A 22,625-nucleotide genomic window follows, 5' to 3' on the forward strand; every position below is an offset into this window, starting at 1 on the left:
TATGCACGATCAAAGAATTGCGATCGAAACGATCGAGCCTTCAGACGCTTTCGTCCTGAGCGCGGCAGAGCACGACGCCATTGAGCACGAAAAGCACCACTACGAAGATGCCCGCGCGGCCTCTATCGAAGCGCTGAAAATTGTGCAAAAGCAGCGCGGCTGGGTGCCGGACGGCGCGATTAACGCCATTGCTGACGTGCTGGGTATTCCGGCCAGCGACGTTGAAGGCGTAGCTACCTTCTACAGCCAGATTTTCCGCCAGCCCGTTGGCCGTCACGTTATCCGCTATTGCGACAGCGTAGTCTGCCATATCACCGGCTATCAGGGGATTCAGGCGGCGCTGGAAGAAAACCTGAAAATTAAACCGGGCCAGACTACGCCGGATGGCCGCTTCACGCTGCTGCCGACCTGCTGCCTGGGCAACTGCGACAAAGGCCCGACGATGATGGTGGATGAAGATACGCACGTGCATCTTACTCCGGAAAACGTCGTCACTTTACTGGAGCAGTATCAATGACAAGCAAAGAGATCGTGCGTACTGCGGAGATGCATCCGCTGACCTGGCGCATGCGTGACGACAAGCAGCCGGTTTTCCTGGACGAGTATCGCAGCAAGAACGGCTATGCCGGTGCGGAAAAAGCGCTGAAGGGCATGGCACCAGAAGAAATCGTGGCGCTGGTCAAAGATTCTGGTCTGAAAGGACGCGGCGGCGCAGGCTTCTCCACCGGGCTGAAGTGGAGCCTGATGCCGAAAGATGAATCCATGAACATCCGCTATTTGCTGTGCAACGCTGATGAGATGGAGCCGGGCACCTATAAAGACCGCCTGCTGATGGAGCAGATGCCGCACCAGCTGGTAGAAGGCATGCTGATCAGCGCCTTTGCCCTGAAGGCTTACCGCGGCTACATCTTTCTGCGCGGCGAATATATCGAGGCTGCCGTTAACCTGCGTCGCGCTATAGCAGAAGCGACCGAGGCTGGCTATCTGGGGAAAAATATCCTGGGGACGGGCTTCGATTTTGAACTGATCGTGCATACGGGCGCGGGACGTTACATCTGCGGCGAAGAAACTGCGCTGATTAACTCGCTGGAAGGCCGTCGTGCCAACCCGCGTTCCAAGCCGCCATTCCCTGCTTCTGCGGGCGCGTGGGGCAAGCCGACCTGCGTTAACAACGTCGAAACCCTTTCTAACGTACCGGCGATCCTGGCTAACGGCGTGGACTGGTACAAAGGCATCTCTAAAAGCGACGATACCGGTACTAAAATGATGGGCTTTTCCGGACGGGTAAAAAACCCTGGCGTCTGGGAGCTACCGTTTGGTACGACCGCCCGCGAGATCCTGGAAGATTACGCTGGCGGCATGCGCGATGGGCTGAAATTTAAAGCCTGGCAGCCTGGCGGCGCGGGAACCGACTTTTTGACCGAGTCGCACCTGGATCTGCCGATGGAGTTTGCCAGCATTGGTAAAGCAGGTAGCCGTCTTGGCACCGCGCTGGCGATGGCTGTCGACCACGAAATCAATATGGTTTCGCTGGTGCGTAACCTGGAAGAGTTCTTTGCTCGTGAATCCTGCGGCTGGTGTACGCCGTGCCGTGACGGCCTGCCGTGGAGCGTCAAAATTCTGCGCGCGCTGGAGCGGAAAGAAGGGCAGCCTGGCGATATTGAAACGCTGCTGCAGCTTTGCCGCCAGCTGGGGCCGGGCAAAACCTTCTGCGCGCACGCGCCGGGTGCAGTAGAGCCACTGCAAAGCGCCATCAAATATTTCCGTGAAGAATTTGAAGCAGGCATGGCGCCGCAGGTTTACAGCAACGCGCACGCTATCGCCGGTATTCAGGCGAACCTGCTAAAGGCTCGCTGGTAGATATCGCGCAGTTAATGATATGCGCAATAACCCGATCAAATGGCGTTGTGGCAAGGCAGCAAGAGAACGCGTCCGGCTTACTTTAATAAGTACCGGGTAAAAGAGCGCAGCTAACACAGCCCCAACGCCAGTTAAGACGGTTATTTAAGAATTGTGTTTAACGCTCGATTCCGAGCCTTACTTGAGCAATTTCACTATGGCTACAATTCATGTAGACGGTAAAGAATACGATGTCGATGGAGCGGACAACCTGTTGCAGGCTTGCCTCTCGCTTGGCCTTGATATTCCTTATTTTTGCTGGCATCCGGCGCTCGGTAGCGTCGGCGCCTGCCGCCAGTGTGCGGTAAAGCAATTTCAAAATGCCGAAGATACCCGCGGTCGCCTGGTGATGTCCTGTATGACACCCGCTTCTGACGGCACCTTTATCTCGATTGATGACGGCGAAGCAAAAGAATTTCGTGAAAGCGTGGTGGAGTGGCTGATGACCAACCACCCACACGACTGCCCGGTCTGTGAAGAAGGCGGCAACTGCCATCTGCAGGATATGACCGTAATGACCGGTCACAGCTTCCGCCGCTACCGCTTTACCAAACGTACCCACCGCAATCAGGATCTTGGCCCGTTCATCTCGCATGAAATGAACCGCTGTATCGCCTGTTACCGCTGCGTGCGCTACTACAAAGACTATGCGGACGGCACGGATCTGGGCGTCTATGGCGCGCATGACAACGTCTACTTTGGCCGTCCGGAAGACGGCGTGCTGGAAAGCGAGTTTTCCGGCAACCTGGTGGAAATCTGCCCGACCGGCGTCTTTACCGATAAAACCCACTCGCAGCGCTATAACCGTAAGTGGGATATGCAGTATGCGCCAAGCATCTGCCAGCAGTGCAGCGTCGGCTGTAACATCAGCCCCGGCGAGCGCTATGGCGAACTCAGGCGTATCGAAAACCGCTACAACGGTACCGTAAACCAGTACTTCCTGTGCGACCGTGGCCGCTTTGGCTATGGCTACGTTAACCTGAAGGACAGGCCGCGCCAGCCGATGCAGCGACGCGGCAACGACTGGATCGCGCTAAACGCCGAACAGGCGATGCAGGGCGCGGCGGACGTGCTGCGTCAGGCGAAAAAAGTGATCGGTATTGGTTCTCCTCGCGCCAGCGTGGAAAGCAACTTTGCGCTGCGTGAACTGGTCGGCGCGGAAAACTTCTCGACCGGCATCCCGGCGGGCGAGCAGGCGCGCCTGGAGCTGATGCTGAAAGTGCTGCGCGAAGGCGGTATTCATACGCCAGCGCTGCGCGAAATCGAAAGCTATGATGCGGTACTGGTGTTGGGCGAAGACCTGACTCAGGTTGGCGCTCGCGTCGCGCTCTCCGTACGCCAGGCCGTGAAAGGCAAAGCACGTGATATGGCAGCGGCGCAGAAGGTAGCCGACTGGCAAATCGCGGCGATTATGAATATCGGCCAGCACGCCAAACATCCGCTTTTCGTCACTAACGTCGATGAAACCCGTCTGGATGATATCGCCGCCTGGAGCTATCGCGCACCGGTAGAGGATCAGGCTCGTCTGGGCTTTGCCATTGCAAATGCGCTGGACGAAAGCGCGCCAGCGGTTACAGGCATCGACCGCGATCTGAGCGGCAAAATAGATGTGGTCGTGCAGGCGCTGAGCGGCGCGAAGAAACCGCTGATTATTTCCGGCGTGCATGCCGGTAGCGAAGCGATGATCCAGGCGGCGGCTAACGTAGCGAAAGCGCTGAAAGGGCGCGGCGCGGACGTAGGTATTACGCTGCTTGCAGGCGGCGCGAACAGCGTTGGTCTGGGTATGATGGGCGGCAAACCGCTGGATGCGGTGCTGGGCGAGCTGGCAGACGGCTCGGCCGATGCGGTGATCATTATGGAAAATGATCTCTATCGCCATGCACCAAAAGCGCAGGTTGATGCCGCGCTAAGCAATACGCCAAACGTAATTGTTATCGATCACCAGCGCACCACCACGATGGAAAAAGCGGGGCTGATCCTTTCAACCGCCAGCTTTGCCGAAAGTGACGGCACGGTGGTGAATCAGGAAGGCCGCGCGCAGCGCTTCTTCCAGGTTTACGATCCGTCTTACTACGACGACAAAGTACAGATGCTGGAAAGCTGGCGCTGGCTGCATTCTCTGCAAAGCACTATCAGCAGCCGCGCGGTGGACTGGACGCAGCTTGACCACGTTATCGATGCCTGCGTAGCCGCGCTGCCGCAGCTGGCCGGTATCAAAGAAGCCGCGCCGGACGCCAGCTTCCGCATTCGCGGTCAGAAACTGGCGCGTTCGCCGATTCGCGCCAGCGGCCGTACGGCGGCTCGCGCCAATATCAGCGTGCACGAACCGCGTCAGCCGCAGGATAAAGACACCATGTTCGCCTTCTCCATGGAAGGGAACAACCAGCCGAGCGCGCCGCGTTCACAAATCCCGTTTGCCTGGGCGCCAGGCTGGAACTCCCCGCAGGCGTGGAACAAGTTCCAGGATGAGGTGGGTGGCAAACTGCGCTTCGGCGATCCTGGCGTGCGTCTGTTTGAAGCGGGCGAAGGTCAGCTTGAGTGGTTTAATTCCGTGCCGGAGGCGTTTGTTGGTACGGAAAGCGGCTGGCGCGTCGCACCTTACTTCCACCTGTTTGGCAGCGAAGAGATGACCCAGCGTTCGCCGGTCTTCCAGCAGCGTATGCCGTTGCCTTATGTGATGGTTAACCCGGACGACGCCGCGAAGCTGGGCGTTAATGCGGGCGCGACCGTTGCCTTTAGCTGCGCGGGCGAAACGCTGCGTCTGCCGGTGCGCTTCTCCAGCGCGTTACAGGCAGGGCAGGTTGGTTTACCGCTGGGCTTGCCGGGCGTGCCGCCATTCTTGCTGGGTGCAAGTATTGAAAATCTGCAGGAGGCTTTGCCATGAGCTGGCTGACACCGGAAGTTATTGATGTGCTGATCGCCATCGGCAAAGCGCTGGTGATCCTGTTTGTTGTTGTGGGCTGTGGGGCATTTATGAGCTTCGGCGAGCGCCGCTTGCTGGGCCTGTTCCAGAACCGCTACGGGCCAAACCGCGTCGGCTGGGGCGGCTCGCTGCAGCTGGTGGCAGACATGATCAAAATGTTCTTCAAAGAGGACTGGACGCCACCTTTTACCGACCGCGTAATTTTTACCCTTGCGCCGATGATCGCCTTCACCTCGCTGCTGCTGGCCATGGCGATCGTGCCGGTAACCTCAACCTGGATGGGGGCAGACCTGAATATCGGTCTGCTGTTCTTCCTGATGATGGCCGGTCTGGCGGTATATGCGGTGTTGTTTGCTGGCTGGTCCAGTAACAACAAATACTCGCTGCTGGGTGCGATGCGCGCTTCGGCGCAAACGCTGAGTTACGAAGTCTTTCTGGGTCTGTCGCTAATGGGCGTGGTGGCGCAGGCGGGCTCGTTCAATATGGTCGATATCGTCAACAGCCAGCAGCACCTGTGGAACATCATTCCCCAGTTCTTTGGCTTTCTGACCTTTGCCATTGCGGGCGTTGCGGTTTGTCACCGACATCCTTTTGACCAGCCGGAAGCGGAACAGGAGCTGGCTGACGGTTACCACATTGAATATGCCGGTATGAAGTTCGGCCTGTTCTTCGTGGGCGAATACGTCGGCATCGTGACCGTCTCTTCCCTGATCGTCACGCTGTTTTTCGGCGGCTGGAACGGCCCGTGGCTACCGCCCATTTTCTGGTTCGCGATTAAAACGGCTTTCTTCATGATGATGTTTATTCTGATTCGTGCTGCGCTGCCGCGTCCGCGCTATGACCAGGTAATGTCGTTCGGCTGGAAAGTTTGTCTGCCGTTGACGCTGTTGAACCTGCTGGCGACTGCCGCAGTGATTCTGTACAACGCGCAGTAAGAGGCTAATAACCATGAAAATAAAAGACATTCTGGTAGGGTTCGGCACCACGGTACGCAGTATCGTTCTGATCGGCTCAAACGCCTTCGCAAAACGCGAAACCATGATGTATCCGGAAGAGCCGGTTTATCTGCCGCCGCGCTACCGTGGTCGCATCGTGCTGACGCGTGACCCTGATGGCCAGGAGCGCTGCGTTGCCTGTAACCTTTGTGCGGTAGCCTGTCCCGTAGGCTGTATCTCTCTGCAAAAAGCAGAAACGCTGGACGGACGCTGGTATCCCGAATTTTTCCGTATCAACTTCTCGCGCTGCATCTTCTGCGGCCTGTGTGAAGAAGCCTGTCCGACCACGGCGATTCAGCTTACCCCCGATTTTGAACTGGGCGAGTTCAAGCGTCAGGATCTGGTGTATGAGAAAGAGAACCTGCTGATCTCCGGGCCAGGCAAATATCCGGAGTATAACTTCTATCGGATGGCGGGAATGGCGATCGAAGGCAAAGACAAGGGCGAAGCGGAAAGCGAAGCCAAACCCATCGACGTCAAGGGTTTGTTACCTTAAGGAGCCAGCTATGGAAATTGCGTTTTATCTTTGCGGACTGGTGGCGGTGTTAACGACTCTGCGCGTGATCACCCACACCAATCCCGTGCACGCGCTGTTATATCTGATCATTTCGCTGCTTTCGATCGCGGGCGTGTTTTTTTCGCTGGGTGCCTACTTTGCCGGTGCGCTGGAAATTATCGTCTATGCGGGCGCCATCATGGTGCTGTTCGTCTTTGTGGTGATGATGCTGAACCTGGGCGACAGCGTGCAGGCGCAGGAGCGCGAATGGCTGAAGCCCGGCGTCTGGGTTGGCCCTGGCCTGCTGTCGCTGCTGCTGCTGCTGGTCATCGTCTACGCTATTCTGACCATTAACGATCAGGGTATCGACGGCAAGATGATCGACGCGAAAGCGGTCGGTATCAGCCTGTTTGGTCCCTACGTTCTGGCCGTGGAGCTGGCTTCCATGCTGCTGCTGGCTGGCCTGGTCGTGGCCTATCACATTGGCCGCGAACAGCGGCCAGGCGAAGTGCTGAGCAATCGCCCGGCTGACGCAGCGAAGAAGGAGGAACACGCATGATCCCTTTGCAACACGGGCTGATTCTGGCCGCCATTCTGTTTGTACTTGGACTCACGGGCGTCGTTATTCGCCGTAACCTGCTGTTTATGCTGATCAGCCTTGAAATTATGATCAACGCGGCGGCGCTGGCGTTTGTAGTAGCGGGAAGCTATTGGGGACAGGCAGACGGGCAGGTGATGTATATCCTGGCAATCAGCCTGGCCGCCGCCGAGGCCAGTATCGGCCTGGCGCTGCTGCTGCAGCTGCATCGTCGCAGCCAGAATCTCAATATTGATAAAGTGAGCGAGATGCGCGGATGAATCTTCTCTATTTAACTATCTTGTTCCCGCTGATTGGCTTTGTGCTGTTGGCTTTCTCTCGCGGTCGCTGGTCAGAAAATCTGGCCGCTACCGTCGGGATGGGTTCCGTAGGGCTGGCGGCGCTGGTCACCCTTTACGTCGGCATCGACTTCTTTGCGCAGGGACAGCCGGTCTTTAACCAGGCGCTGTGGACGTGGATGCACGTTGGCAACTTTGATATCAAAGTAAACCTGACGCTGGACGGCCTGTCGATGACCATGCTGTCGGTGGTCACGGGCGTCGGCTTCTTTATCCACATGTTTGCCTCCTGGTATATGCGCGGTGAAGAGGGCTATTCACGCTTTTTTGCCTATACCAACCTGTTTATCGCCAGCATGGTCGTTCTGGTGCTGGCCGATAACCTGATGCTGATGTATCTGGGTTGGGAAGGTGTGGGCCTCTGCTCTTATCTGCTGATTGGCTTCTACTACACCAATCCGGATAACGGCGCGGCGGCGATGAAAGCCTTTATTATCACGCGCGTGGGCGACGTCTTCCTGGCCTTTGCGCTGTTCATTCTCTGGAATGAGCTGGGCACGCTGAACTTCCGCGAAATGGTTGCGTTGGCACCGGCACACTTTGCTGCGGACAACCATATGCTGCAATGGGCCACGCTGATGCTGCTTGGCGGCGCGGTGGGTAAATCTGCCCAGCTGCCGCTGCAAACCTGGCTGGCAGATGCGATGGCGGGTCCAACGCCGGTTTCCGCGCTGATCCATGCGGCAACGATGGTGACGGCGGGCGTTTATCTGATTGCCCGCAGCCACGGTCTGTTCCTGCTGACGCCGGAAGTGCTGCACCTGGTTGGTATTATCGGCGCGATTACGCTGCTGCTGGCGGGCTTTGCCGCGCTGGTGCAGACCGACATCAAGCGTGTGCTGGCCTATTCGACCATGAGCCAGATTGGCTATATGTTCCTGGCGCTGGGCGTACAGGCGTGGGACGCGGCCATTTTCCATCTGATGACCCATGCGTTCTTTAAAGCGCTGCTGTTCCTCTCGTCCGGCTCGGTGATCCTGGCCTGCCATCACGAGCAGAACATCTTTAAAATGGGTGGCCTGCGTAAAAGTATTCCGCTGGTCTACGTCTGCTTCCTGGTAGGCGGCTCGGCGCTGTCAGCACTGCCGCTGATTACCGCCGGCTTCTTCAGTAAGGACGAGATCCTGGCGGGCGCGCTGGCCAACGGACATCTCAACCTGATGGTGGCGGGTTTGGTCGGTGCCTTTATGACCTCGCTTTACACCTTCCGCATGATCTTTATTACCTTCCATGGCGAAGAGAAAATTCACGCGCACGCGGGCAAAGGCATTACGCATCACCTGCCGCTGATCGTGCTGCTTATTCTCTCAACCTTTATCGGCGCGATGATTGTGCCACCGTTACGCGGCGTACTGCCGGAGACGGCCGAACTGGCGCACGGCAGCGTCCTGACGCTGGAAATCTCTTCTGGCGTAGTGGCGATTGTCGGCATCCTGCTGGCGGCGTTCCTGTGGCTGGGCAAACGCTCGCTGGTTAACAGCATTGCCAGCAGTGCGGTAGGCCGCTTCTTCTCCACCTGGTGGTTTGCCGCCTGGGGCTTCGACTGGCTTTACGACAAAATTTTCGTCAAGCCATACCTGTTCGTTGCCTGGGTGCTGTCACGCGATCCGCTGAACGCCCTGATGAATACGCCAGCGCTGTTCTCCCGCCTGGCGAACAAAGGGCTGGTCGTCAGCGAAAATGGCTATCTGCGCTGGTACGTCGCTTCAATGAGCGTCGGCGCGGTCGTGGTGCTTGCGCTGCTGATGGTGGTTTAAAGGTTTGTGAGCGGGTGAGACAGTTGCTTCGCCCTGAGTTAAAGAATGTTGAAAATTACCTGAAGGTTGGGCGTCATCGGCGCAGTCAGTTTTGTCACCGCCAGCGCGCAGCACCCGCAGCATACTTTAGTATGTGAGGACTGCGAGCACTGCCGGGGGCAAAACTGGCAAGTAAGATAGCCCATGCAGGTTCAGAAAAGGGAATCAAATCGCCATGTTATTACCCTGGCTTATATTAATCCCGTTCATCGGCGGCCTGCTTTGCTGGCAGCTCGAGCGCTTCGGGAGCAAGGTGCCGCGTTGGATAGCGCTAATCTCAATGGGGTTGACGCTGGCGCTCTCGTTACAGCTTTGGCTACAGGGTGGTTACTCACTAACCCAGGCCGCTGGCCTGCCGCAGTGGCAGTCAGAGTTCCAGGTTTCCTGGATACCGCGTTTCGGCATCAGCGTGCATCTGGCGCTGGATGGCCTGTCGCTGCTGATGGTGGTGCTGACCGGCCTGCTCGGCGTGATGGCTATCCTCTGTTCCTGGAATGAAATTGAAAAGTGGCAGGGCTTTTTCCACCTGAATCTGCTGTGGATCCTGGGCGGCGTGATTGGCGTGTTCCTGGCCATCGACCTGTTCCTGTTCTTCTTCTTCTGGGAAATGATGCTGGTACCGATGTACTTCCTGATCGCGCTGTGGGGACACAAAGCGTCGGACGGGAAAACGCGTATTACCGCCGCTACCAAGTTCTTCATCTATACCCAGTCCAGCGGGCTGGTGATGTTGATTTCCATTCTGGCGCTGGTCTTTGTTAACTACAACGCTACGGGCGTCTGGACATTCAACTATGAAGACCTGTTGAAAACGCCGATGTCCCACACCGTAGAATATTTGCTGATGCTGGGCTTCTTTATCGCCTTCGCGGTGAAAATGCCGGTGGTACCGCTGCACGGTTGGCTGCCGGACGCGCACAGCCAGGCACCAACGGCCGGTTCGGTCGACCTGGCGGGGATCCTGTTAAAAACGGCGGCTTATGGCCTGCTGCGTTTTGCGCTGCCCCTGTTCCCGAACGCTTCCGCCGAGTTTGCGCCAGTTGCCATGTGGTTGGGCATCATCGGGATTTTCTACGGCGCGTGGATGGCTTTCTCGCAGTACGATATCAAACGCCTGATCGCTTACACCTCGATTTCCCACATGGGCTTTGTGCTGATTGCCATCTATACCGGTAGCCAGCTCGCCTTCCAGGGCGCGGTGGTGCAGATGATTGCGCACGGCCTCTCTGCGGCGGCGCTGTTTATCCTGTGCGGCCAGCTTTACGAGCGTCTGCACACCCGCGATATGCGCCAGATGGGCGGCTTGTGGGCACGCATCAAATGGCTGCCTGGCCTGTCGCTGTTTTTTGCGGTGGCTAACCTGGGGATGCCGGGTACGGGTAACTTTGTGGGTGAGTTTATGATCCTGACCGGCAGTTTCCACTCGGTGCCGGTGATTATCGTTATTGCTACTTTTGGTCTGGTTTTCGCTTCTGTTTATTCGCTGATTATGATGCAGCGGGCCTATTACGGCGCGCCAAAATCTGAAACGCCGCTGCGTGGCATGTCGCCGCGTGAGTTTCTGATGATAATGGTGCTGGTGGTGCTGCTGGTTCTGCTGGGCGTCTATCCACAGCCGATTCTGGACACCTCACATGCTGCAATGAGCAATATTCAGCAGTGGTTTACCGCTTCAATTTCAACTACAAGGCCGTAATTCGCCATGACAATAACTCCTCAACAATTGATCGCGCTGCTGCCCATGCTGATCGTCGGATTGACGGTGGTAGTTGTGATGCTTTCCATTGCGTGGCGACGCAATCACTTCGTCAACGCTACGCTGGCCGTTGTCGGTCTGAACCTGGCGCTGCTTTCGCTGTGGTTTGTCGGCCATGCGGGTGCGATGGACGTAACGCCGCTGCTGCGCGTGGATGGCTATTCGATGCTCTATACGGGCCTGGTCATTCTGGCCAGCCTGGCAACCTGCACCTTCGCCTATCCGTGGCTGGAAACCTATCCGGACAACCGGGAAGAGTTTTACCTGCTGGTGTTGATTGCGGCACTGGGCGGCGTGGTGCTGGCAAGCGCTAACCATCTGGCTTCGCTGTTTATCGGTATCGAACTGATCTCCCTGCCGCTGTTTGGCCTGGTGGGCTACGCCTTCCAGCTGAAACGCTCGCTGGAAGCCAGTATTAAATACACCATTATGTCTGCGGTTGCCTCTTCCTTTCTGCTGTTCGGGATGGCGCTGCTGTACGCTAACTCCGGCAACCTGGGCTTTGTCACGCTGGGCCAGAGCCTGAATGACGGCATGCTGCATCAGCCGCTGCTGCTGGCGGGACTGGGCATGATGATTGTGGGCTTAGGCTTTAAGCTGTCGCTGGTGCCTTTTCACCTGTGGACGCCGGACGTGTACCAGGGTGCTCCAGCCCCGGTATCTACTTTTCTGGCTACCGCCAGCAAGATTGCCATTTTCGGCGTGGTGATGCGTCTGTTCCTGTACGCACCAGCCGCCGACAGTGAAGCAGTACGCCTGGTGCTGGCGATTATTGCTTTCGCCTCCATCCTGTTCGGCAACCTGATGGCGATTACGCAAAGTAACATCAAGCGTCTGCTGGGGTATTCATCGATTGCGCATCTGGGCTATCTGCTGGTGGCGCTGATTGCCATTCAAACGCATCAGCTGTCGCTGGAAACCGTCGGCGTCTATCTGGCGGGTTACCTGTTCAGCAGCCTGGGCGCTTTCGGCGTTGTCAGCCTGATGTCCAGCCCTTATCGCGGGCCGGATGCCGATTCGCTTTACTCCTATCGCGGCCTGTTCTGGCATCGTCCGATTCTGTCGGCGGTAATGACGGTGATGATGCTGTCGCTGGCGGGTATTCCAATGACGCTGGGCTTTATCGGTAAGTTTTACGTTATTGCCGTGGGCGTAGGCGCGCATCTGTGGTGGCTGACCGGCGCGGTAGTGGTAGGGAGCGCGATTGGCCTTTACTACTATCTGCGCGTTACCGTCAGCCTTTACCTGAATCCACCAGAGCTGCTGCAGCGTGATACGCCAGCCAACTGGGCCTTTACCGCAGGCGGCGTGGTCGTGCTGATTTCCGCGATTCTGGTGCTGGTGCTGGGTATTTACCCGCAGCCGCTGATTTCGCTGGTACAGATGGCTCAGCCGCTGATGTAATCTGGTTTGCTGTACCACTGTAACGGGCTCTCAGGAGCCCGTTTTTTATTGACGTTTTCAGGTTAACGATGCACCCTGGTTTAATATCAGTAATAAACAGAAATTTTGCTAAAAATGGAAAAAAAAGAAAAAGCGCCTGATACTGTTTCATCCGCACTAAGAATTTTAAAAATGTGCTGCGAGCTGCACCGTCTTGGCTTCCGGCAATTACAAATTTACCCGGCAATGTCACCTTCTGGCGCTCACTGGCGGCTTACGCTTGCGCCTGCCTGCTGCTTTACACGCTGGAATAGCTCGCCACAAGAACATGACCAGCTATTTGCACATTACAGCGGTGGTAACAATCCGTTGATGCTATGGCCGTTAAACGGTGAATTAACTTCAAGCCAGCTGGCAGAGAAGTTCATACAGACCTTTCCGGAGTTGATCAAGCGGTGTAAAGGGAAACATGAAGCCTATAGCTTTTGGCTGGCTGAACTCATCAACTTTTGTATTAATCAACAGTCATTACCTTATTTCCAGGCTGACTGGCAGTATGATTTCAATCAAGGCGTACCTTTGATTAACGGGCAGACTTTTCGCCTGCTGCCTGAAACAGAACGCAGCCGCTGGCAACAATGGATAAACAGGATTTGGCGACGTTAGCTTATTCGGGTCGTTAATCCACCAGGTCAATATCCAGACCTTCCAGCAGGCTGACCGCTTCCGGGCGAGAAAATTTTGCGCGTGCAACGAGGTTATTCAACACGTTGATATTGAAATTCCATGAGCCGGTAAAATCGGCCCCGCGAAGATTAGTATTACTGAATAAGCTACCTGCTAAATCACAGCCGGTGATCTCAGCGCTGGAGAGATCGCACTCCCGAAAATCGACCTCGTGCAGCTTACACTCAATCAGCTTTAAACCCTGAAGCGTCAGACCAAAAAAGGAAGCATTGGTCAGAATACATTTCGCAAAGCTCAGCTCCGGATCGACGTTAAAAGCAGGCCAGTACGCGCGCGTCCAGTCAATGCCGCTCAGCTTGCACTCGTTAAAGCTGCTCTCGTTAATGCGAGTACCCAAGATTTCCATCATGCTAAGGTTACAGTGCATGAACGTGCAGTTGATAAACTTACAGCGGGAGAAGTGGGCAGAAGTAAAGTTGCAGTGGCTGAACTCGCAGTCTTCAAAAATTGCATCCTTTATAAGGGCTGATGACAGATCCAGTCTGCTAAAAGCTTCGTCAAAATATTCTTTATTGCCGGATAGTTGCGTCATGCAGAACCTCGCTCAGACCGAATAAAACGATGATACATTATTGTTAAACAGATTTACTCTGCAAAGGGGAAAGCGCTAATGCGGCCGGACGAGAAAAAGATGAACATAAAGTGGCAGGATCTTCACCATAGCGAACTCAACGCTGCGCAGCTGTATCAAATTCTGACGCTGCGCAATGCAGTATTTATCGTTGAGCAGAATTGCCCTTATCAGGATATCGACGGCCAGGATCTTACTGGCGAAAATCGGCATTTGTTGGCCATGCTGGATAATCAGCTGGTGGGCTATGCTCGCATCCTGGCGCCCGGACAGGCCAACTCAGTGGTAAAAGTGGGCAGGGTAATCGTCTCCGGCGAGGCGAGGGGATTGAGCCTCGGCAGTCGATTAATGGAGCAGGCTATCGACTGCTGTGAACATTACTGGCCACAGCACACCATTTTCCTCTCTGCCCAGGCCCATTTGCAAAAATTTTATGGCCGCTTCGGCTTTAGGGCGGTCAGCGAAATCTACCTGGAAGATGCTATCCCCCATATCGACATGACGAAGCCAGGCAGGACAGAGCACAGCTAAGCCAAAATATCCCGATCGTAACGTGGTCATTAACTCTTTGGACGGGATAGCGTAGTCCGCTTTTCAGGGGAAAGATTATCGCCGTTAGAGCGAATGACCTCTTTATACCAATAGAAAGATTTTTTCCGCATGCGTGCCAGCGAACCTTTTCCCTTATCATCCAGATCGACATAAATCAGGCCGTAGCGTTTTTTCATCTCTCCAGTGCCTGCCGAGATGAGATCTATGCAGCCCCATAATGTATAACCTAACAGATCAACCCCATCTTCAGTTACGGCCAGCTTCATCTGATAAAGATGCTCTTCCAGGTAACGGATACGGTGGTCATCGTTGATAGTGCCGTCGTTTTCTGGCCCGTCGTCAGTGCCAAGCCCGTTTTCAACAATAAACAGGGGCAGCTGATAACGATCGTTAAAATAGTTCAGGGCGTAACGAAGTCCCACAGCATCTATCTGCCAGCCCCAGTCAGAGCTGGCAATATAAGGATTTCTGACCAGGCTGCCAGGTTCGTCATAATCCATATCAGGGTTATCAGCAGCAAACCGGGTGGCGAAAGACATGTAATAACTCAGGCCGATATAATCAACGCAGTTATGTTGCAGAATCGATTTATCTTCCTGGGTGATATCAAGCTTAAATTTTTTTCGTTCGAAGTAATTCAGCATGTACTGAGGATAGCGACCGCGAACATGAACATCCGTAAACCAGTATCGCTGGTGCATGGCCTTCACTGACATCATCATATCTTCAGGCATGCAGGTTAAAGGGTAAATCGGGCACATAGCAATCATGCAGCCCACCTGAAGATCAGGATTTATTTTATGGGCAATTGCAACCGTGAGCGCGCTGGCTACCAGTTCATAGTGCGCCGCCTGCAGCATAATCTCTTCCCGGTTATCGTGCTCCTGATAAATAATCCCCGAATTGCTGAACGGCATCAAATCATGGTGGTAATTAACCTGGTTATTGATTTCATTAAAGGTCATCCAGTATTTAACTTTATTTTTATAACGTGTAAGCACGACCTCCGCGTAACGGATAAAAAAATCGATCATCTTACGGTTGCGCCACCCACCATAATGAACGACAAGGTGCCACGGCATTTCAAAATGAGAGAGCGTTACGACAGGTTTAATATTATATTTCAGACACTCATCAAAAAGGTTGTCATAGAACTGGAGCCCGGCTTCATTTGGTTCAGATTCATCGCCCTGCGGGAAAATCCGACTCCAGGCAATGGAGGTACGGAAACATTTAAAACCCATTTCGGCACAGAGTTTTATGTCCTCTTTATAGCGGTAATAAAAGTCAATGGCGTTATGGCTGGGATAATATTCATCTGGCAGCACGCCATTGGTAATCCTTCGTGGAACCTGATGTGAGCCAGCAGTAACGACGTCAGCAATACTTATGCCTTTTCCGTCCTCCTGCCAGCCGCCTTCAATTTGATTAGCCGCAACGGCACCTCCCCATAAAAAATCGGCGCGTAGTCCTGACATAATTGCTCCTTAACTATATTTGATAGTCCGACTTTTTTACCACCACAGCTCTGCCTGAACCCCGGCAAGAAATTCATTATTGCTGTCATCATTGAACCTGAACTCAGAAATTTCATTTTTTAATATATTCAGGTAGGTGCCATAGAAGCGAATTTCCGGACGAGATGCCAGCAGGCTGGGGCCAACTTTAAACGCATGATAGAGCGTGGTTTTTAATGCGGACTCTTTAAATTGCTGGCCCTGACTATTTTTATTAACTTGTCGAAACCAGCCCAGCTCAATACCGCTTTGGTTCCAGCTATCCCAAATCCATGCGGGACGAATGACCGTTCTTAAGCTACTGAAATCGCTGTGTGCACCCGTATGGTAGCTATAGATATCATGGCCCCGGGAGAACACCATAGCGTTCGCCATAATGATTCGATCGGAAAAATACATTTCCCCCTGGTTAATCAATCGCCATGCCATACCTCCGGAATGGTCACCGTAATAACGGTTGCCCTTGCTCATGGACGTGCTGGCACCAGACAAGCCAGAAAAACTACCGGCATAAGAGTTATTAGCAATTTGCAGGGCGGACTCGTTAAAAGCGTCTTTATCCATTTGTTGATGAAGGTAGACGGTCGCCAGCCAGGTATCTTTAAATTTAAAGAACTCGTTATGAGCTTCGCCGCTTTTTTGGCTTCGGGTCTTATTGCTGAAGGCATATTTCCCCGTCAGAGATAAGGTTGCCCTGTCCCACACAGGAATATTGCGGTAGCGTAAATCGACAGAGTTAGTGTTCATTTCTGTCGTACGGGAAAAATCACGTGAGGAGACATCAACATCGTTGCGGTTCAGGGACACATCCAGCAGCCCCGGACCGGTTGCCCAATTTTCAATGCCGATGGCGACCGCCTGATCGGTTGACAGAGGCTTCCAGTCCAGCATTTGTATTTCATAATCAGGCAAAGCGTGACGACCTACCCAAAAATCGGCCTGCGGCGCGAAAGGCAGGAAGCCGGCAGTAGTGAGATACATATCGCTGAACTGCATGATATTGTCACCTTGACCATCAAACCATGCATCGTTATATCTTTCACCCACATTGCCATCAAAAGTCACAATGGCGCTGGCTGTTTTGTTGCCGCTGTTATAAACCCTCTGTTTGAACGTCAGGTCATACCAGCCCGAAAGCTCATTGCCAAAGCGCCCCAGTGCGCCGACAGCATAAGTTTCAGGAGCGCCGCGATTGGAGGTTGCCCAGCCGGTGCGGAAATAACCTTCATAGCTGAACCCAATATCGTCTTTAACAAATTTGCTGATATCTTTGAGTGTGATAGTGCTGGCAAGATGACTACTGCCTTTTATTTTTGTGTCGGTAACGGGTTGTGGCGATGCAGTAGTATTCTGCAATAGTGATAATTTATGTTGCGAAATTGCCAGTTCCTTCTGTGTTTTGCTAAGTTCCCGTTTATTGGCTGACAACTCTTTCTCGAGTATTTCAAGCCGCTGTTCAATCGTCAGGCCGGCTGACAGAACCTCAGCTGATGATAAGCCGAAAAGCAGGCAGCAGATTAAATAACGTTTTCCCTGTTTCATTCCTTTGTGGCTCCCTGAATTAGTCTGTTTATTTCCGTATAGCGAAATGGCCTCAGGCCAGGATCTGTTTATGCAATAATACGAGCTCTTTAGCGAGGTCCTGACAAAGCATCGCCGTCATCAGATGATCCTGAGCGTGGGCCAGGATCAGGTTGATCGTAATTTTGCCACTGCCTTCATCCTGGCTTATTAACATGGTCTGGATCTTGTGCGCTTCACGGCTGGCGCTATCCGAACTTGCCATCAGCTGTTCCGCTTCGGCCCAGTTTTTCCGACGGGAAGCGGCTATCGCTGCCATCGCATCGGAACGTGCCTGCCCGGCGTGGACCAGCAGTTCCATTACGCTATTTTCATCTGCAAACATGGCTGTTACTCCCGAAATGAATGTTATTCACCTGTTACTACAGGGCCGGTATTTACTTTGTTTGAGGCAATGACAAAGGGTAGATAGATTAAAGTGGCGACGATGAGACATAAGAAGCCGACCAGCAGCGCCAGCCAGTTACCGCCCGTACCGAAAAATGCGATTAGCGGGCCCGGCGTTGTCCAGGGGACGGCGTAAGCAACAGGCGGAATAATTTGCATGCTGATAAAGAAATAACCAATTAGCGTATTGACTAAAGGAACCAGTATTAACGGGATCGCAAGAAGCGGATTTAAAACCACGGGCAGACCAAAAAGCACGGGTTCATTGATGTTAAACAGGCCGGGTACCAGGGCCATTTTGGCCATATCGCGATACTCTTTACGCCGTGACGCGATAAAGATAGCCAGCAGTAAACCAAGCGTCATACCTGAGCCGCCACAGTTAGCAAAAGCATCGTTGATGCTAACCCAGGTGACGGGGTAGGGTGCCCCCCAGGTTGTACCGTGTGAGGCTGCCCACGACAGGTTCTCCATATTGGCTTCGGTAAAAATAGTCTCCCGAATCGTGGCTAAGGTATTGGGACCGTGAATACCAATACTCCATAGAAAATTAGTGATAACCCCCAGGACAGCAACCGTGAAGATATTGGTACCCATATCCTTTAGCGGAGCCTGAATCAGCGTATAAATCAGTTCGTTTAATCCGCCCGGTGATACCTTAGTCAGGAGGTAATTGATCGTTGAAAATAAAATCATTACGCAAAATACCGGCAGTAAGACTTTAAAAGAACGAGCAACGGCAGGGGGAACAGAAGCCGGCATAGAAAGGATGACTCTCGGATTTCGGGCCAGCCGACAGAAAATCTCACTGGAAATTAACGCAACGATGATAGCGACGAAAAGCCCCTGCGGCCCCAGATATTTCGTTGTCAGGTACGCCTGTTTATCAATGATGACGTAAGGTGTATAGATAACGAAAAAAGCCCCCAGAGATGTTAAGCCGCACAGTAGGTCGTCCTGCTTATAGCCGATTGCCAGATTTCTGGCCACCAGAAAAGCAATCAGTAACGCCATAATATTGACGGAACCATTCAGTACGGGTGAAAAAACCCGCTGCGCCTCGTCAAGATGCGGGAATAAAACATTCAGAAAGAACATTTTTGCAATAAAACCATCCGGGGAGAGGATGGCAAAATTAATCAGCACAATCAGCGAGCTGGCCATAATAATCGGAAAGATTAAAATAAAGGCATCGCGGATAGACGCAATATGTATCTGCGAGTTTAATTTAATCGCCAGCGGGACAAGTAGCTTTTCCATACCTGTTTCAAGGCCTTTCATGAGTTCCATTCGTTTCATGATGTCTCCTTACGCTTTGCCAGAGTAACCGGGACGGGTTATTTAACCGCAAGTAACTCCAGCGCCCTCATTAATACGGCCTGGCCATCCATCCTGCCGTAACTGACCATGTCAATGACTTCCACAGGGATCTTTCCTTGCGCTGCGGCTTCAATTTCCTCTTTCTGGAAACGAACCTGAGGCCCCAGCAAGACAACATCGATCTGCTGCTGGCTAATTTTTTCTTTGGCTTCCGTTACTGACAGCGCGCTAATATTTATCTCAATATTTTTTAATGCAGCACTGTCTTTCATTCGGCTAACCAACATGCTGGTAGACATGCCGGCGGCGCATACCAGTAGTATATTTTCCATGTAAGCAGGCTCCTGACTATATGCACAATTTCATCCGCTAATCTCTGGCAATCAATCAAATGTTACTGTTAGGTTGTTCACAGAAAAGAAACCCTTTGATGTTTACTATCCGGTGTGGAATTGAACCAGTTAAGCCGTATGTAAGGAATAATTATTATTTTTCATGGAATTATGAAGGGGTTTAAAATGGTTTATCTGAAGGTTTATCACCAGTTAAAAAATGGCATAAACACGGGGTTTTATCGGCAGGGAGAAAGTTTGCCTGCAGAAGTAGATCTTGCCAGGCAGTTTGATGTTTCAAGAAATACGCTCAGAAAGGCATTAAAAATGTTGCAGAACGGTGGCTTCCTGAGATGCAGGCAGGGGGCTGGAAACTTTGTTTCCTGTAAAAGTGCTAACGCCGATTTTTTGCAAAATTCGCAAGGGTTCTCGGAAATTATCCAGAGCGATAAAGCCACTGCGAAAAGTCACGTTTTAAAGTTTGAAATTCAGCTTGCCTCACCGGTGATAGCCAACGCGCTGGCTATTAAATTTAAAGAACAGGTTTACTTTATTTCAAGGGTTCGCTTTATCAATGACTCACCCGCTGAACTGGAAAATAGCTGGATTTCGGCTGAAAAGTTTCCCGATCTCACGCTTAAGTATATAAAAGGTTCACTTTATGACTATTTTGAAAATAAGTGTCGCGTGCATATGTCTGGTACGTACTTACATTACTCGCCGTTATTACCTTCTCGAGAAATAGCCGCGTTGCTAAAAATTGATAAAGAAATGCCGGTTATTAAGGTGCAGAGCCAGTCGGTTGATATATGGAACGTGCCTTTTCTTTTTTCAGAGAACTACACTAATTTCCTGGAATACCCACTTAAAATTTTTGTTTCACGGAAAAGAATGAATTATTCTGCGCCGGCATAAAATTTTATCGCGGTAGAGGAATACACCCTGCTCGCTTACCGCTCACAGGGTGCAGAAGACGCTTTCACTAAGATGGCGGTTAACCCGCGGTCATCTGGCGGTCGTCCACATATTTGCGCTTATCTGGCGCTGGCGGGAAATACTGATACAGCCAGGTTTCGGTCAGCGTCTCATCTTTCGTACGCAGGAACAGACGCAGATTGACCGGTTCGACAGAATCGCTGTTCGGATACCAGTCAAACAGAATGCGATAGCCGTCAATTGGCTCAACGTAAAGGATTTCTACCTGCTTAAAGGTTCCTGAGGTCACGGTAATCACCGGCTCAATGCCTTTTGGCGCGGCCGCTTTCAGATCGCCGCCGACAAAATCTACCGCAAAACGGCGTGCCCAGACGTCCGGATAGTGTTCGCCAGGCGCCCAGCCTTCCGGGAAGCCGCCCATGCCGGTACGGGTTGCCCTGACGCGGGCCAGATCGCTGTGAACCGGCGGCAGGCCGCTCCAGTAAAGCTTATAGCTAAAGCTGTGCTCGCTACCGGCCTTAATGTTTTCTGTTGGCCGCCAGAAGCAAACGATGTTGTCCAGCGTTTCACCCGTGGTAGGGATCTCCATCAGGTTAACCGCGCCTTTGCCCCATTTGCCGACAGGCTCTACCCACAGGCTCGGACGCTTGTTGTACCAGCCAATCACGTCCTGGTAATCCTGGAAATCGTGATCCAGCTGCAGCATGCCGAAACCGCGTGGATTTTCGTCCTGATAGGCGTTAAAGGTCAGGCGCTGCGGATTATTCAGCGGACGACAGATCCATTCACCGTTGCCCGTCCACATCGCCAGGCGATCGGAGTCGTGAATCTGCGGATGAATAGTGTCGCACATACGGCGTTCGTTGGTGCCGCAGCTGAACATCGTGGTCATCGGCGCGATGCCTAACTGTGCGATGTCTTTGCGGGCATAAAGATGATTTTCCACTTCCATCACCACGCGTTTTTCTTCGCAATGAATCACGAATTTAAAAGCGCCGGTGCAGCTTTCGCCATCCAGCAGCGTATAGACGGTAAAGGTCGTGTCATCCGCTTTTGGCGTTTCAAACCAGAAGGCGGTGAAGTCAGGGAACTCTTCCTTACTGCCGAAGGTGTTGATCGCCACGCCGCGAGCGGAAAGACCGTACTGGTAGGTATCGTCAACCGCGCGGAAATAACTGGCACCTAAGAAAGAAACGATGTCCCGGCTGGCCAGCTCCGGCTTTTTAAACGCGCGGAAACCGGCAAAGCCCAAATCGGTTTTACCTTCAAGCTGTTTAGTATCTACTTTGGCATTGTTGTAGTTAAACAGCTCGGGACGGAAGTGGATTTCGCGCGCCTGGCGGTCGGCATCCACTGAAAACATGCGCAGGCGGCGTTTGAAGCCCATGCCAACGTGAAAAAACTGTACGTCCAGTTCACGGTCGGGAATGGCGTTCCAGAGTGAATGATTCGCGTCGTACTGAATTTCGTTATACGCCTGCGGCGTCAGGGTCGCTAACGTCTCGGGAAGGGGAGCAGGCGCGCCGCCGTAGGGTTTTTTCGCCAGGGAAGCGGCCAGGTTTTTCAACACGTCGTAATCAAAGCGCTTCGCCGTGCCGTCGGCAATATCGGTGTCGGCCCAGGCGGCCTGAGCAAACAACGTTGATAAACCGGACATCCCGCTTACCGTAGCGAAAGCCATTGACGCTTTCATAAACATTCTTCGATTCATGCCAGAGTCATATCCTTTGCTTAACTGAATTGATAAAGCTTGTGGTCTGGGTTGCCCTTATGGACAGCCTTGTTTTACCTGAATTGTGAGCGGGTCACAGGGTGTTACGACAGCGTGTGGCGTCAGAAATTCAGTCAGGCAAAATTTAGCAGATAAATCTGAAGAAAGCAGGCGAATCCGGCGCACCGGGGCAGCGTTAAGCGAGGTAAAAAAAGTGCTGTGGCAACATCATTATCAGCCAATTCCTGGCTAACAGAACAAGCAGAGCGGCAAAAAGTGTCTACAGTTAAAGGTATTATTCGCACAAGGAGACGTTATGGCTACGAAAATTGAACCACAAGAACTCGACACTCGCCTGGATGATGATTTGGCTCTGCTGACCGAAACGCTGGAAGAAGTGCTGAAATCTTCAGGCGACCCGGCTGACGAAAAATATGCCGAGCTGAAAGCGAAAGCCGAGAAATCGCTGAAGGACGTAAAATCACGCGTGAGTAATGCTTCTGATAATTACTATCATCGTGCCAAACAGGTTGCCAGCCGTGCCGACGAATATGTACACGAAAAACCGTGGCAGGGAATTGGCGTAGGCGCGACGCTGGGTCTGGTGGTTGGTCTGCTGCTGGCACGCCGTTAAGGTCTTGTCCGCTAAGAAAGGGCGTCCTTCGGGGCGCCCTTTCTGTTTCTGCCACAGGTTACAAAACTGGAAATAACACGTTAATCCTGCCCTAAATCAACATTGCCCGTTCAGGCCGCTTTTATACTGCCCGCTGCTTGTTTGATCTGGAGT

Annotated in this window: 21 protein-coding genes; 14 read left to right on the forward strand and 7 right to left on the reverse strand. The window is 53.0% G+C overall.

The genetic code is table 11. From position 1 onward, the window contains the following. Position 1: 1 nt before the first annotated feature. The 11 genes from nuoE (at position 2) to ACMGGR_RS05870 (ending at position 12,850) form a co-directional block, all read left to right on the forward strand. A complete protein-coding gene (nuoE, locus tag ACMGGR_RS05820) occupies positions 2-517 on the forward strand; it encodes an NADH-quinone oxidoreductase subunit NuoE (protein ID WP_246757967.1) in 516 nt (171 codons plus the stop codon). Beyond that, positions 514-1,860 carry an NADH-quinone oxidoreductase subunit NuoF gene (gene nuoF, locus ACMGGR_RS05825; protein ID WP_246757966.1) on the forward strand — a complete coding sequence of 449 codons (1,347 nt, stop codon included), beginning with the start codon at positions 514-516 and terminating at the stop codon, positions 1,858-1,860. Before nuoE ends, nuoF begins: the two co-directional genes overlap by 4 nt. A 196-nt stretch (positions 1,861-2,056) precedes the next feature. Continuing rightward, positions 2,057-4,783 carry an NADH-quinone oxidoreductase subunit NuoG gene (gene nuoG, locus ACMGGR_RS05830; RefSeq protein WP_246757965.1) on the forward strand — a complete coding sequence of 909 codons (2,727 nt, stop codon included), beginning with the start codon at positions 2,057-2,059 and terminating at the stop codon, positions 4,781-4,783. Then, positions 4,780-5,757: an NADH-quinone oxidoreductase subunit NuoH gene (gene nuoH, locus ACMGGR_RS05835; protein WP_246757964.1), complete on the forward strand. Its 978-nt coding sequence runs from the start codon at positions 4,780-4,782 to the stop codon at positions 5,755-5,757. The genes nuoG and nuoH overlap by 4 nt, the downstream gene beginning before the upstream one ends. A 13-nt stretch (positions 5,758-5,770) precedes the next feature. Next, the gene (nuoI, locus tag ACMGGR_RS05840) at positions 5,771-6,313 is read left to right on the forward strand and encodes an NADH-quinone oxidoreductase subunit NuoI (RefSeq protein ID WP_246757963.1); all 543 of its coding nucleotides are present in this window, start codon (positions 5,771-5,773) and stop codon (positions 6,311-6,313) included. A gap of 10 nt (positions 6,314-6,323) precedes the next feature. Beyond that, positions 6,324-6,872: an NADH-quinone oxidoreductase subunit J gene (gene nuoJ / locus ACMGGR_RS05845; protein ID WP_246757962.1), complete on the forward strand. Its 549-nt coding sequence runs from the start codon at positions 6,324-6,326 to the stop codon at positions 6,870-6,872. After that, on the forward strand, positions 6,869-7,171 hold the full coding sequence (gene nuoK / locus ACMGGR_RS05850) for an NADH-quinone oxidoreductase subunit NuoK (RefSeq protein WP_034894855.1): 303 nt from the start codon (positions 6,869-6,871) through the stop codon (positions 7,169-7,171). Before nuoJ ends, nuoK begins: the two co-directional genes overlap by 4 nt. After that, the gene (nuoL, locus tag ACMGGR_RS05855; RefSeq protein WP_414148371.1) at positions 7,168-9,006 is read left to right on the forward strand and encodes an NADH-quinone oxidoreductase subunit L; all 1,839 of its coding nucleotides are present in this window, start codon (positions 7,168-7,170) and stop codon (positions 9,004-9,006) included. The genes nuoK and nuoL overlap by 4 nt, the downstream gene beginning before the upstream one ends. A gap of 214 nt (positions 9,007-9,220) precedes the next feature. Further along, on the forward strand, positions 9,221-10,741 hold the full coding sequence (nuoM, locus tag ACMGGR_RS05860) for an NADH-quinone oxidoreductase subunit M (RefSeq protein ID WP_414148372.1): 1,521 nt from the start codon (positions 9,221-9,223) through the stop codon (positions 10,739-10,741). A gap of 6 nt (positions 10,742-10,747) precedes the next feature. Next, entirely contained in the window at positions 10,748-12,205 is a 1,458-nt protein-coding gene (gene nuoN, locus ACMGGR_RS05865) for an NADH-quinone oxidoreductase subunit NuoN (protein ID WP_246757959.1), read from the forward strand. A 114-nt stretch (positions 12,206-12,319) separates the two neighbouring features. Then, on the forward strand, positions 12,320-12,850 hold the full coding sequence (locus ACMGGR_RS05870) for a hypothetical protein (protein WP_414148373.1): 531 nt from the start codon (positions 12,320-12,322) through the stop codon (positions 12,848-12,850). A gap of 13 nt (positions 12,851-12,863) precedes the next feature. Here the strand turns inward: ACMGGR_RS05870 and ACMGGR_RS05875 are convergent, their stop codons facing one another. Beyond that, entirely contained in the window at positions 12,864-13,463 is a 600-nt protein-coding gene (locus ACMGGR_RS05875) for a pentapeptide repeat-containing protein (protein ID WP_414148374.1), read from the reverse strand. Between the two features lie 99 nt (positions 13,464-13,562). On the opposite strand from ACMGGR_RS05875, the gene ACMGGR_RS05880 reads away from it, so the two are divergent. After that, positions 13,563-14,033, forward strand: coding sequence for a GNAT family N-acetyltransferase (locus ACMGGR_RS05880; protein WP_414148375.1), 471 nt, complete (start codon positions 13,563-13,565; stop codon positions 14,031-14,033). 29 nt (positions 14,034-14,062) lie between these two features. On the opposite strand, the gene ACMGGR_RS05885 is transcribed toward ACMGGR_RS05880, so the two are convergent. The 5 genes from ACMGGR_RS05885 to ACMGGR_RS05905 are packed head-to-tail and all read right to left on the reverse strand — an operon-like array spanning position 14,063 to position 19,191. Further along, positions 14,063-15,532 carry a 6-phospho-beta-glucosidase gene (locus ACMGGR_RS05885; RefSeq protein ID WP_414148376.1) on the reverse strand — a complete coding sequence of 490 codons (1,470 nt, stop codon included), beginning with the start codon at positions 15,530-15,532 and terminating at the stop codon, positions 14,063-14,065. Positions 15,533-15,568: 36 nt separating this feature from the next. After that, a complete protein-coding gene (locus tag ACMGGR_RS05890) occupies positions 15,569-17,113 on the reverse strand; it encodes a carbohydrate porin (RefSeq protein WP_414148377.1) in 1,545 nt (514 codons plus the stop codon). Positions 17,114-17,165: 52 nt separating this feature from the next. Next, on the reverse strand, positions 17,166-17,477 hold the full coding sequence (locus tag ACMGGR_RS05895; protein WP_414148378.1) for a PTS lactose/cellobiose transporter subunit IIA: 312 nt from the start codon (positions 17,475-17,477) through the stop codon (positions 17,166-17,168). A gap of 23 nt (positions 17,478-17,500) precedes the next feature. Beyond that, positions 17,501-18,829, reverse strand: coding sequence for a PTS sugar transporter subunit IIC (locus ACMGGR_RS05900; protein WP_414148915.1), 1,329 nt, complete (start codon positions 18,827-18,829; stop codon positions 17,501-17,503). A 47-nt stretch (positions 18,830-18,876) separates the two neighbouring features. After that, complete coding sequence (locus ACMGGR_RS05905) at positions 18,877-19,191, reverse strand: PTS sugar transporter subunit IIB (RefSeq protein ID WP_414148379.1); 315 nt, start codon at positions 19,189-19,191, stop codon at positions 18,877-18,879. A gap of 186 nt (positions 19,192-19,377) precedes the next feature. On the opposite strand from ACMGGR_RS05905, the gene ACMGGR_RS05910 reads away from it, so the two are divergent. Further along, positions 19,378-20,106, forward strand: a complete 729-nt coding sequence (locus tag ACMGGR_RS05910) for a GntR family transcriptional regulator (protein ID WP_414148380.1) — start codon at positions 19,378-19,380, stop codon at positions 20,104-20,106. A 79-nt stretch (positions 20,107-20,185) separates the two neighbouring features. On the opposite strand, the gene ACMGGR_RS05915 is transcribed toward ACMGGR_RS05910, so the two are convergent. Then, entirely contained in the window at positions 20,186-21,838 is a 1,653-nt protein-coding gene (locus ACMGGR_RS05915) for a glucan biosynthesis protein D (protein WP_414148381.1), read from the reverse strand. A 316-nt stretch (positions 21,839-22,154) separates the two neighbouring features. Between ACMGGR_RS05915 and elaB the strand changes: the two genes are divergently transcribed. Continuing rightward, positions 22,155-22,472, forward strand: a complete 318-nt coding sequence (gene elaB / locus ACMGGR_RS05920; protein ID WP_246757949.1) for a stress response protein ElaB — start codon at positions 22,155-22,157, stop codon at positions 22,470-22,472. Positions 22,473-22,625: the final 153 nt, after the last annotated feature.

Source organism: Erwinia sp. BNK-24-b (genome assembly GCF_047456155.1).
Taxonomy (GTDB): Bacteria; Pseudomonadota; Gammaproteobacteria; order Enterobacterales; family Enterobacteriaceae; genus Erwinia; species Erwinia phyllosphaerae.

Bases quoted from the DNA above. Each gene is read 5' to 3' on its own strand.
- ACMGGR_RS05885 (WP_414148376.1), bottom strand. From the start codon at position 15,532: ATGTCAGGACTACGCGCCGATTTTTTATGGGGAGGTGCCGTTGCGGCT.
- nuoH (WP_246757964.1), top strand. From the start codon at position 4,780: ATGAGCTGGCTGACACCGGAAGTTATTGATGTGCTGATCGCCATCGGC.
- nuoM (WP_414148372.1), top strand. From the start codon at position 9,221: ATGTTATTACCCTGGCTTATATTAATCCCGTTCATCGGCGGCCTGCTT.
- ACMGGR_RS05900 (WP_414148915.1), bottom strand. From the start codon at position 18,829: ATGGAACTCATGAAAGGCCTTGAAACAGGTATGGAAAAGCTACTTGTC.
- ACMGGR_RS05890 (WP_414148377.1), bottom strand. From the start codon at position 17,113: ATGAAACAGGGAAAACGTTATTTAATCTGCTGCCTGCTTTTCGGCTTA.
- nuoN (WP_246757959.1), top strand. From the start codon at position 10,748: ATGACAATAACTCCTCAACAATTGATCGCGCTGCTGCCCATGCTGATC.
- ACMGGR_RS05880 (WP_414148375.1), top strand. From the start codon at position 13,563: ATGAACATAAAGTGGCAGGATCTTCACCATAGCGAACTCAACGCTGCG.
- nuoE (WP_246757967.1), top strand. From the start codon at position 2: ATGCACGATCAAAGAATTGCGATCGAAACGATCGAGCCTTCAGACGCT.
- nuoG (WP_246757965.1), top strand. From the start codon at position 2,057: ATGGCTACAATTCATGTAGACGGTAAAGAATACGATGTCGATGGAGCG.
- nuoI (WP_246757963.1), top strand. From the start codon at position 5,771: ATGAAAATAAAAGACATTCTGGTAGGGTTCGGCACCACGGTACGCAGT.
- nuoL (WP_414148371.1), top strand. From the start codon at position 7,168: ATGAATCTTCTCTATTTAACTATCTTGTTCCCGCTGATTGGCTTTGTG.
- elaB (WP_246757949.1), top strand. From the start codon at position 22,155: ATGGCTACGAAAATTGAACCACAAGAACTCGACACTCGCCTGGATGAT.
- ACMGGR_RS05895 (WP_414148378.1), bottom strand. From the start codon at position 17,477: ATGTTTGCAGATGAAAATAGCGTAATGGAACTGCTGGTCCACGCCGGG.
- ACMGGR_RS05910 (WP_414148380.1), top strand. From the start codon at position 19,378: ATGGTTTATCTGAAGGTTTATCACCAGTTAAAAAATGGCATAAACACG.
- ACMGGR_RS05905 (WP_414148379.1), bottom strand. From the start codon at position 19,191: ATGGAAAATATACTACTGGTATGCGCCGCCGGCATGTCTACCAGCATG.
- ACMGGR_RS05915 (WP_414148381.1), bottom strand. From the start codon at position 21,838: ATGAATCGAAGAATGTTTATGAAAGCGTCAATGGCTTTCGCTACGGTA.
- ACMGGR_RS05870 (WP_414148373.1), top strand. From the start codon at position 12,320: ATGGAAAAAAAAGAAAAAGCGCCTGATACTGTTTCATCCGCACTAAGA.
- nuoJ (WP_246757962.1), top strand. From the start codon at position 6,324: ATGGAAATTGCGTTTTATCTTTGCGGACTGGTGGCGGTGTTAACGACT.
- nuoK (WP_034894855.1), top strand. From the start codon at position 6,869: ATGATCCCTTTGCAACACGGGCTGATTCTGGCCGCCATTCTGTTTGTA.
- nuoF (WP_246757966.1), top strand. From the start codon at position 514: ATGACAAGCAAAGAGATCGTGCGTACTGCGGAGATGCATCCGCTGACC.
- ACMGGR_RS05875 (WP_414148374.1), bottom strand. From the start codon at position 13,463: ATGACGCAACTATCCGGCAATAAAGAATATTTTGACGAAGCTTTTAGC.